Raw genomic sequence first — 9,803 nt, forward strand, 5'->3', positions numbered from 1 at the left:
GGACGATGGGTTTGAGGACATTCCTTCCTCCTCGTCGTCCGGCCCGGGTGGTGTCCATCGCGGAATAGCTCCATTTGCATCGCGCTACGCATCGAGGCTGAAGGACTGGCGCCGGTGCACGTCAATCGCGGTCTTGTCCTGGCTCTGGTAACTCTCGAACCGGATGTGGGCCTTCCATTTCCGCTTGAGGTACCGTTTCTCAGCCGCAATGCGATCGGCGGAACGGAAGAGCGAATTGCCGCCGAGGTTTTTGTCCCGCTCCTGCACGAAACAGAAACGGGCCTCGTTGAACACGAGACGATTGATCATCAGTTCTTCGAGCGTGGCGTCGATGTCACACTTGCACTTGAGCAATTCATCCCATCTTGGCACGCCGCCGCTCGCATCACGCACGACACCAACTGCCCCACCGACCCAATGGTGAACACCAAACGGATCATTGCGCTGGAGCAGCCGCGGATCGCTGCGCTGATGCCACCCAAACAATCGCGCCCCGGCGCCGCGCGCACAGTAGACGCTGTTTTCCAGCATGGCCAGCGTTTCGTCCGTCGAGAGCTTCCGGCAGCGCAGCGACACCATGCAGACACACGCGGTGATGTCGTCGTCGAGCATCACAATGGCGCCTTCGGTGAAGTGCGCGAGGATCCAATTCCGCACGGCGCTGACTCCGGTCACTTCGTCGGGAATCGTGACCGTCTCCAGCGTGACGTGCGCGTAATCAGCCCGCTCGCTTTCGGGGACGACGAGCGTCGCCGTCGGGAACAGGCGATGGCTGGTGATCGCCCGTGGGCGGCTGCGGGACATGATCACCAGGCGCAGGCTCAGTGGGGTCAGTTCCGGCCAGTCCTTCGGGGAGAGACGGTTGATTTCCGCTGGCCGCAGCGGCTTTGCGGGCGAGTTCGAGGAGACGTTTTCCATGGAGCACACGGCCGAGGCCGATCTTTTTGGTTTTGCGGGTGATCGAGAAATCCACTTCGCGGACACCGAGGAGCTGGAGTGCGAGCATCCAGTCGCGGAGATCGTGGAAAAAAAATGCGAGATAGTCGTGATGTTCGAACGCCTGGATCTCCATCCGCGGCACCGTTTCCACGTCATCCTCCGGCTTCTCGTCGTAGAGCCGGGCGATCTCATCTTCCATGAAACCCGTGAGTTCCACGTCGAACGAAGGGTCGCTCGTACGGATGGCTTCGATCACACGCTTGAGATCGTCTTCATCCAGCTCCGCCAGTTCCGAGAGGCGGTTGTCGGCGAGCAGGTCCGCGAGTTCCTCCGCCTCGCTCGCGTAGTCCTGATAATCCACCGGCACTTTCTCCGCGCCCATGAGCAGCGCGGCCTCCAGGCGTCCGTGGCCGCGCACGATCATGCCGCTGCGTTTGCTGACAGTGATCGGTCCGCGCCAGCCCTGCTCCTGAATGATGGAGGCGAGAAGCTGAATCTGATGCGCGCTGTGGCGATTCGGATTGGCCGGGTTCGGCTTGAGGGTCGCTGGATCGACGAGGGCGTTGTGGGCGCAGTGGACTTTCACGATGCCCGCCGCGTGTCAAAGCGGCCCGCCTTGACCGAACTACGCTACCTGCGGACATTGGGCGGCGATGAAGCACAAAAAGTTCAAGGAGACGCTCGTCGCGTGGCGCAAGGATAACGCCTACACGCAGCAGGAAGCGGCGGACCGGCTGGGTGTTTCGCGGCGGTCGCTGGAGAATTGGGAACAGGAGCGAGCGATGCCGCAGGGCTTCGGACTCAGCGCCATGCTGAAGATCATTCAGGAGCCGAATGCGAAATCGGCGCGGCGGCACAAGCGCGGAAAGTGAGATAATCGTTTCGGCACGATTATCGTGTGTTGACGCACGGCGGGGCGCATGGACGCCATTCCGCCGGACGTAGCCAAGAAACTCCTCAACCGCGACTTCGCCAATCTCGTCAAACGAGTGCAGGCGGGCGGGAAGATTAGCCGCGCCGAACGCGCGATGTTGCAGTCGCTGGCGGCGGGCGCCGGCGGTGACGGCCCCGCCTACGTGCGCAATTTCGTCGAGCTGGCCGAGACGCTGAAGGTCACCCGCCAGACGATCAACGGCTGGAAGAAATTCGAGGATGCGCCGAAGCCCGAATCAAACGGCCTGCATGACGTGGCGAAATGGAAGGAATTCATGCGTCAGCGCGGGCTCAAAGGCGGCGAGGAAACCCCGGACATCCAGCAGGCGCTCAGGGCGCGGAAACTTCTCGCCGAGGTCGAGGAGCGGGAATTGCGGCTAGCGGTGAAACGCGGCGAGTTCATTTCCGTTGAGCAGGTGCGTGGCGACTGGACGAATCTCGTCGGCCAGGCGACTGCGTTGCTGCGCCGCAAGTTCGAGAACGAGCTGCCGCCGATCCTTTCGGGCCTCGACGCCACCGGCATCCAGGAGGAGTGCCGCAAAGCCATCGACGAAGTGCTGGCAGTGCTGCACGCGGAATGAACGAGAAGCTTGTCGCCATCTGGCGCGAGGCATGGCGGCCTCCGGATCGCCGACCGCCGTGGGCGTGGGCCGAGGAACACATCGGTTCGATCCCGTACTCGCCGATTCCGGGCCGCTTTCGCTCGGACAACTCCCCGCAGATCCGCGAGCCGCTCGAGGCCATCGTCGATCCCAAGGTCCGGCTCGTCTTCATCATCGCGGCGATTCAATCGAGCAAGACGAGCGTGGGCGAGATCGGGCTTTGCCACATCATCGCGAATCTCCCAGGCCCAGCGCTGTGGCTCGACCAGACGGACGACGACGCCAAAGACCAGGCGGAATCGCGTCTGCACAAGCTTTTCGAGGATTGCGCGCCAGTGCGGGCGCTCTTTCCCGGTGACCGGCACAAGAAGCGGAACACCACGATCCATTTCCGCAATGGCATGACGCTCTGGGTGCTCGGTGCGCACAACAAGACGAATCTTCAGCGCCGGTCGATTCGCTGGCTTTATCGGGCGATGAAACATGGCGCTGGCTTTCTCGGTCACATGGCCGAGGGCCGAGGGCGCGCGTCACCGCATTCGGGCTGGCTGGGCAAGTGCATCTTTCATGTCGCAGGGTGGCGAGGAAAACGACGATACGCATCGGAAATTCGAGACGACCGACATGCGGGAGTGGGACGTTCCAATGCCCGAAATGTGGCACGCGGCAGCCGTGGTCGTGGGAACAAATCGAGTGGTCCAAATCGGCGCGTGATGACCAGGGAGAATGGGACTACGCGGAAGTACGGCGGACGGCGGCGATGCGCTGCGCCTCCTGCAACCACTACTTCGACGATAGCGACCGCACGCGCCGTGAACTCAACGCCAACGGTCGCTTCATCCCACAGAACCCACGCGCCGCGAAAGAAAGCGTCGGCTTCCACTGGAACAGCATTTCCGCGATGAGCTGGGGCGCTCTGGCGGAGCTGTATCTGCGCGCCAAGGCCATTGCCCGGCGCGGCGACATCAGCGCGCTCAAGCAATTTTACCAGAAGAGGCTGGCGTTTCCGTGGCGTGAATACGAAGAGGACTACAAGCTGGAGATCACGCGAGGCGGTTACCGCAAAGGCGAACTCTGGGAGGACGAAGCCGGCGTAAACGGCCGTGGCCAGCTCGTGGCGGCACCTTTCGAGCCGGGCGACATCGCCGCTCCGCTGCGCATCCTGACTGTGGACTGCCAGATGGATCATGTGTTCGCCGTGGTGCGCTCGTGGAGCGCCAATGGTTCATCGCGACTGATCTGGAATGAACGGCTCCTCACGTTCGACGATGTGGAGGCGCTGCAAATGCGCTTCGGCATTCATCCGAGCCTCGTCTTTCTCGATGCCGGCTACGCGACCTACGACGTGTATAGGGAATGCGGCAAACGCGGCTGGGTTGCGCTCATGGGCGACCGCCGGCCAACGTTCGTCCACCGCACCAAAACAGGGAAGTCCGTGCAGCGGTTCTACTCGCCGAGACGCAAGGTGGTCCTCGGGCACGCCAGCCATTGCTACGTCCATTACTGGAGCAACCTGAACCTTAAGGACACGCTGGCCCGACTGCGGCGCAACCAGGACCCGGAGCGGGGCGCGACCTGGGAGGTGCCCGACGACATCGACGACGAGTATCTCGCGCAGATGGAAAGCGAACGCCGGGTGAAAAAGGGCGGCAAATGGATATGGGAACGGGTCGGCAAGCGGCCGAATCATTACTGGGATGCCGAGTGTCTCCAGGCGGTAGCGGCCACGATGCTCAAGCTGATCGGCCGCGAATCGGTGAGTGCCGAACCCGTGAAGGAAGGAGCCGCAGTTGACGCGGCGGAGTCGGCATGAAACACGACTCTTTCTTTTATCCGCTCAAACTTACCCTCGGTTTCCTGGCGATTGTCGCGGTGGGACTTCTCGGAGGCTGCGCCGGCAGCGCCCTCGACCGCGAATTTCGCTCGAAGGTCAAATCCGACACTGTCGACGTCCAGGGCACCTACGACCCGGCCACCGATTCAGTGGGCGGCGAGATTCGCAACACTCTCGAGTTTCGCGACCCCAAAACCGTCCGCTGATCGCGCGCCATGTTCACCGTCCCGCCTGCCTCCGCCGCCACACTTGGCGGCATTGATTTCAGCGTCGCCACGCCCGTGGCCGGCTTTTGCCAATCGCTTTTCGATACGTTTGATCGCCAAGACAGCCAAAGCGATCCGAGCCAATGCAAAGCGATCCTCCGCTTCCCGAGCGGCGTGATTTCCTGGAGTTCCAAGCTCGCCATCGATGCCGACGGTGTTGCCGCCGACCCCGGCCGCCGCTGTGGCACGCAACTCGACCCGCTCGACGGCCAGAACGACACGTCGTTTCATTTTCCGAACGGTTGCCCGCTCTCCAGCGAGCGGCATCCCTTCATCGTTCTCCCCCTCGGCGTCTTCCGTGCCGCTACGGGCCTCTCGATCGGCGATCTCGCTGTCGTCATCTATCGCGACATTCTCACCGCAGCGATCTGCGGCGATCTCGGGCCGAGCCACAAGATCGGGGAAGGCTCGATCCGCGTGCATGAAGCGTTTCATCCACCCGCGCCCGACCCGTGTGCGGTGCGAAATCCCGACGGCAGTTGCCGCCGCATTCACGATGCGAGCATCGAGCAGGATGTGCTCTTCTTTGTCTTCCCCGGTTCCGCCATCGGTTCCGCGCTGACTCCGGACAACGCCGAGATGCTCATCAAAGCGCGCGCGTTCGCGCTGTTCGCCCAACTCCACAGCCCATCGGCATAAGCATGGCCGCTCCCGATTACTCCATCGGCTTCACCCGTGAAGAGGTGGAGGAGATTCTGGCCGCGCAGAAAGCAGAACTGAAGCGCGCGCTTGCGGCCTGGCAGGAGTCGGGTTCGACCATCACCAAACGCCGGATCGACGAGATCCACGCGATCATCGAGGCCTGCCAGATCGCGCTCAAGAAACTTGCCCCCGAGGTCTATGGAAAACGGGCGCGCGTCGACACGAGCGCGGTCTTCGGCTTTCTCCCGAAATGAACCCGTTGCTCAAATTGGCGCGTGCGATTCTGCCGCGCGCGTGGTTCAGCCCGTATGAGGGAGCCAATTACTCGCCGCGCCGCGCGCGCGTGCCGGGGTTCTTTCCACGCGACGCGAAGCTCGACCTTTCGTCGGGGCCGCGCCGGGAATTGGTCCGCCGCTCGCGCTACCTGCACAAGAATTCCGGGTTCGTGCGCGAACTGGTCGGCAGCATGGCCATCTACGCTACGGGTGACGGCATCAAGCCGCAGGCGCTTTCTGCGGATGCCAATTGGAACAAAGCCGCCCATGAATACTTTGCACGCTGGGCAGCGCGGTGTGAAATCACCCAGCGATTCTCGTTCGCGGAATGCCAGTCGCTCGTCTGCCGCGGCATGGACGTGGACGGTGAATACTTCCTCCTCAAGACGCGGGACGCCCTTGGGGCGGCAAAGCTCCAGCTTATCGAATCGCACCGGATCGGGGATGCCGAGCAGGGTAATACAGAAGATGGCATCGAGTTCGATGCCTACGGCGCGCCCGCATTCTACCGGATCTTGCTCGATGGCGGAGGGTTCAAGGACATCCCCGCGCCGTTGATGCTCCACGTCTTCGAACCGGAGAATGTGACCGGCGTCCGCAATGCGCCGACCTTGCAGCATTCGGTCAATCATCTCCTGGATGAAATGGAGCTAATCGCCCTGGAGAAACACGCGGTCAAAGACAACGCCGACGTGGCGCGGGTGCTCAAAACCGAGCGCGGCGATCTCGATGAGGACGGAGACTTCACGATCCGGCAGCCGGGAAACGTCGACCCGGCGGCAACCGAGCCGAGCGCGTTGCAACGGATCGTCGGCGGCAAACTCGTGGCGCTCAAACCCGGCGAATCCTTGGACAGCTTTCAATCGAACCGGCCAAGCCCGACCTTCACCGGATTCCTCGAATATCTGCGGCGGGATTCCGCGCTTGGCCACATCCCGTACGAGTTTGCGGCGGATTCGAGCAAGGTCGGCGGCGCGGGTGTGCGACTCGTCGTCGCTAAAGCCGACCGCCGGTTCAGTTATCGGCAACTCATCCTCATCGAACGGTTCCTCAAGCCGGTGTGGCTCTTTGTCATCGGCGACGCCATCGCCACGAAGCGTCTGCCCGAGGTCGTGAATTGGACGAAGGTCGCATTCACTACGCCGCGGCGCATCACCGTCGATGCGGGCCGCGAAGCGCAGCAAAACCGGGCGGACGTGGAAACCGGCTTAAAAACCATCGAGGAACATTTCGCGGAACAGGGCATGGACTTCGCCGAGGAAATGGAGATTCGCGCGCAGAACGCTCGGGCGCTGCTCGATCTGGCCAAGAAATACGACATTCCGCTGGAGATGCTTTGGAACCCGGATGGCGGCACCGCCGCAACGCCCGCTGTCGGCGAAAGCGACGACCCGCCGCCTTCGGGCGTTGCGCGATAAGCGAGATAATCGTTTCGGCACGATTATCTCCCTGTTTTTGACAGACGGCGTGGGACGTGACCCAGCTCTTGCACTCCCTCTACCATCAGCCCTGGCTCATCACGCCCGAGGCTCACGCTGCAATGCGCCGGGCGGCCCGGGCCTGCGACCTCTTCAGCGATCCGCCGGCTGAGCCGCCGGACTCCGATCTTCTGCAAATCGAGAACGGCATCGGCATCATCCCGATCACCGGCGTGCTGATGAAGCGCCCGGATATTTTCTCGCGCGTACTGCTCGGCGCGGCCGACATGGACGAAATCAGCGAGGCTATCAACGAGGCTGGCGACCGCGAAGATGTGCAGGCGGTTCTTTTGGACATCGACTCGCCTGGCGGCACCGTCACCGGCACGCCCGAGCTCGCGGCCGCGGTGGCGGCGCTCTCAAGAGCCAAATACGTCTATGCGTTCTCGGACGGGCAGATGTGCAGCGCGGCCTACTGGATCGCGTCACAGGCCGATGTAATCTTCTCGACGCCCAGCGCGCGGGTCGGCTCCATCGGGGTGCTACTCCCGATGCTGGATGAGACCGAGGCGTTCAAGCAGGAGGGGCTGAAGGTCGATCTCTTTGCCGCCGGCAAATACAAGAGTGTCGGCGTGCCGGGCGTGGCGCTGACCGACGACCAGCGCACCTGGCTCCAGTCCATGATCGACGAGATCAATGGCGAATTTCAGGCGGCGGTGCTGGCCCGTGGCCGTGCCATCGATCCCGCCGCGATGGAAGGGCAGGATTTCTCGGGGCAGAAAGCGTTTGAGAATTCCCTCACCGCCGGGGTCATGCTGGATCGCGCCACGGTGCTGACCAAGATGCAGGCGCGGCATGTGAGTTGACAGCGAACGCCGGGAAACAATGAAAACTCTCGACGAGCAACTCGAAGACGCCCTCGCACGGGTCAAGCAACTCGAAGCCGACGCCCAGGCGAGCAGCACGCTGCTCACCGAGGCGGCCCGGCAATCGGACGAGTTGCGGACGAAAGTCACGGCGTTCACCAAGGAATCCGACGCACTCACCCTGGCCAATCAGGAACTCTCCGAACAGCGCGACCAACTTTCCCGCGACCTGGTGGCCGCCAAACAGTCACTTACCTCCACGGCAAACACGATCGAGGAACTGGCCAAGGCCAAGGAACAAATCACCACGCTGACCAGCGAGATCGAAACGCTCAAGGCCAACGCCAAGACCGCTGAGCGTATCGCCGCCGAGCACTACGGCGCCGCCAGTCCGCAGCCCGTGCCCGTCACGCCCCGGGGCGATGCCGAGGCCGAAGCTCTGCTCACCCGGTTCAAGGCCATCACCGACCCGAAGGAGCAAACCACCTTCTGGCGCTCCCTCACCGCCCAACAGCGCACCCAGATCCTCAACGCCAAGTAACCGACCACTCCCATGCCGAACACACTCACCAATGTAAATGACATCAAGGTCGCGCAAACGGCGCTCCAGCCGTGGATGGCTGCGCTCCTGCCGTTGCGCGCCTTTTCGACCAACTTTTCGCCCGAACCCGCCGATAAGCTCGACACCGTGCGGGTGCCCGTCGTGGGCGCTCCGTCCCAGTCCAGCGATTTCGTCGACAGCTACACGGGCAACCCGGATTCCACGGTCACGGTAATCCCGGTGCAGTTGAACCGGCACAAATTCAAGACGATCCACGTCACGGCGCGGGAGGCAAGCGAGACGGCGCTCAATGTCCTTGAAACGCTGGTTTCCAGCGCGGTCAAGCAGCTCGCGACCGATGTTCTCCAGGACATCTTCTCGACGATCACCGCAGCCAATTTCGGCAATCCCGCCATTCCCGCGGTTGCTGCCGCCAATTTCGACTACAAGAAGGTGCTCGCCATCCGCGGTGCGTGCAGCAACGCGAAGATGCCCGTGACGGATCGCGGCCTAGTGCTCGATGGCGCCTACTACACCAATCTGCTCGGCGACGATGTGGTGGCGAAGAGCTTCATCCAGCCGGTCGCACAGCCCGGCGTGGTCGAGGCGCAGATCCGCCGCCTCGCTGGATTCGACATGTATGAGACGGTCATCCTGCCGGACAACGGAGAAAAGCTTGTGGGCTTCGCCTCGCACCCGAGCGGCATGGCCGTCGCGATGCGCTACCTTCCGCCGGTCGCCGATTACGATGAATCGGGCGCGGTCACCGATCCCGAGACGGGCCTCACCTTCGGCTACCTGCGCTTCACGGAGATTCAATCCAACCGGATCTTCGTCACAGTGGAATGCCTCTACGGCTTCATGCCTGCCGTCGCGAACGGCATCCAGCGCATCGTTCAGCCGTAAGCGCGGCACGAAACATTTCGGTGGTTGCAAAAGCCCCGCTGCTGGAAACGGCAGCGGGGTTATTTCTTAAACCGCGCCCGCCTCCCGACGAATCGCATGTACGCTTCGGTTCCATAGCATGCGCAACGGTTGAAAAGCACCGATCCGCGACCAGAGCATTCTAACTTCCCCGTTGCGATTTAAGAAAGAGCCGGCGACTCCAGGGCGGATGGCGTGACGTGAAATAAAGAATTGAAACGCGAATCCGCGAAACGTCAGCAGACAGCCGTTGTGTCCCTCAGTTCTAGTGCTGAAAGGCTGCGAAAGTAGCTGGCGCACGTCGATTTCCGGCTCAGGCAAAAAGGGCGCTACCAAACATCCGTATTCATCGGGCTCCCCTGGGTCTTCTTTGTCCAACATGCGTCGCATGATTTCCTCGTGAGGCCCAAGATCGACACATCGAAAAAATGCACCTTTCGCAACTCCTACGCGCCATAAAAGTGACAACAAAAAGAGCTTTAGCCGAGGGTAATCTAGACCACGGAGAGTGACAATTCTGTCCTCTGGCTTCTGAGGAAGAGGAAGCACGACGCTCAACACGC

At 62.1% G+C, this 9,803-nt stretch carries 13 protein-coding genes; 11 read left to right on the forward strand and 2 right to left on the reverse strand.

The window, feature by feature from the left end:
• Positions 1–84: 84 nt before the first annotated feature.
• Both CFE428DRAFT_RS06415 and CFE428DRAFT_RS06420 read right to left on the reverse strand, forming a co-directional pair.
• Positions 85–804: a hypothetical protein gene (locus CFE428DRAFT_RS06415; protein WP_042724517.1), complete on the reverse strand. Its 720-nt coding sequence runs from the start codon at positions 802–804 to the stop codon at positions 85–87.
• Positions 719–1,525, reverse strand: coding sequence for a ParB/Srx family N-terminal domain-containing protein (locus CFE428DRAFT_RS06420; RefSeq protein WP_006978667.1), 807 nt, complete (start codon positions 1,523–1,525; stop codon positions 719–721). The genes CFE428DRAFT_RS06415 and CFE428DRAFT_RS06420 overlap by 86 nt, the downstream gene beginning before the upstream one ends.
• 67 nt (positions 1,526–1,592) lie before the next feature.
• Between CFE428DRAFT_RS06420 and CFE428DRAFT_RS06425 the strand changes: the two genes are divergently transcribed.
• The 11 genes from CFE428DRAFT_RS06425 (at position 1,593) to CFE428DRAFT_RS06475 (ending at position 9,222) form a co-directional block, all read left to right on the forward strand.
• Positions 1,593–1,811 (forward strand): helix-turn-helix transcriptional regulator, encoded by a 219-nt coding sequence (locus CFE428DRAFT_RS06425; protein WP_006978668.1) that lies wholly within the window; start codon positions 1,593–1,595, stop codon positions 1,809–1,811.
• Between the two features lie 48 nt (positions 1,812–1,859).
• Positions 1,860–2,453 carry a hypothetical protein gene (locus tag CFE428DRAFT_RS06430; protein WP_006978669.1) on the forward strand — a complete coding sequence of 198 codons (594 nt, stop codon included), beginning with the start codon at positions 1,860–1,862 and terminating at the stop codon, positions 2,451–2,453.
• Entirely contained in the window at positions 2,450–3,379 is a 930-nt protein-coding gene (locus CFE428DRAFT_RS40740) for a phage terminase large subunit family protein (RefSeq protein ID WP_042724518.1), read from the forward strand. The genes CFE428DRAFT_RS06430 and CFE428DRAFT_RS40740 overlap by 4 nt, the downstream gene beginning before the upstream one ends.
• Entirely contained in the window at positions 3,376–4,287 is a 912-nt protein-coding gene (locus CFE428DRAFT_RS35445) for a terminase gpA endonuclease subunit (protein ID WP_042724519.1), read from the forward strand. The genes CFE428DRAFT_RS40740 and CFE428DRAFT_RS35445 overlap by 4 nt, the downstream gene beginning before the upstream one ends.
• A complete protein-coding gene (locus tag CFE428DRAFT_RS06445) occupies positions 4,284–4,514 on the forward strand; it encodes a hypothetical protein (protein ID WP_006978672.1) in 231 nt (76 codons plus the stop codon). Before CFE428DRAFT_RS35445 ends, CFE428DRAFT_RS06445 begins: the two co-directional genes overlap by 4 nt.
• A 9-nt stretch (positions 4,515–4,523) precedes the next feature.
• Positions 4,524–5,213: a glycoside hydrolase family 75 protein gene (locus tag CFE428DRAFT_RS06450; RefSeq protein ID WP_006978673.1), complete on the forward strand. Its 690-nt coding sequence runs from the start codon at positions 4,524–4,526 to the stop codon at positions 5,211–5,213.
• Positions 5,214–5,215: 2 nt separating this feature from the next.
• Positions 5,216–5,470, forward strand: coding sequence for a hypothetical protein (locus tag CFE428DRAFT_RS06455; protein ID WP_006978674.1), 255 nt, complete (start codon positions 5,216–5,218; stop codon positions 5,468–5,470).
• Entirely contained in the window at positions 5,467–6,909 is a 1,443-nt protein-coding gene (locus CFE428DRAFT_RS06460; RefSeq protein WP_006978675.1) for a phage portal protein, read from the forward strand. Before CFE428DRAFT_RS06455 ends, CFE428DRAFT_RS06460 begins: the two co-directional genes overlap by 4 nt.
• A 68-nt stretch (positions 6,910–6,977) precedes the next feature.
• Entirely contained in the window at positions 6,978–7,775 is a 798-nt protein-coding gene (locus CFE428DRAFT_RS33115) for a S49 family peptidase (protein ID WP_131989764.1), read from the forward strand.
• 19 nt (positions 7,776–7,794) lie between these two features.
• A complete protein-coding gene (locus CFE428DRAFT_RS06470; protein ID WP_006978677.1) occupies positions 7,795–8,316 on the forward strand; it encodes a hypothetical protein in 522 nt (173 codons plus the stop codon).
• A gap of 12 nt (positions 8,317–8,328) precedes the next feature.
• Entirely contained in the window at positions 8,329–9,222 is an 894-nt protein-coding gene (locus CFE428DRAFT_RS06475) for a hypothetical protein (protein WP_006978678.1), read from the forward strand.
• Positions 9,223–9,803: the final 581 nt, after the last annotated feature.

The organism is Chthoniobacter flavus Ellin428 (genome assembly GCF_000173075.1).
Taxonomy (GTDB): Bacteria; Verrucomicrobiota; Verrucomicrobiia; order Chthoniobacterales; family Chthoniobacteraceae; genus Chthoniobacter; species Chthoniobacter flavus.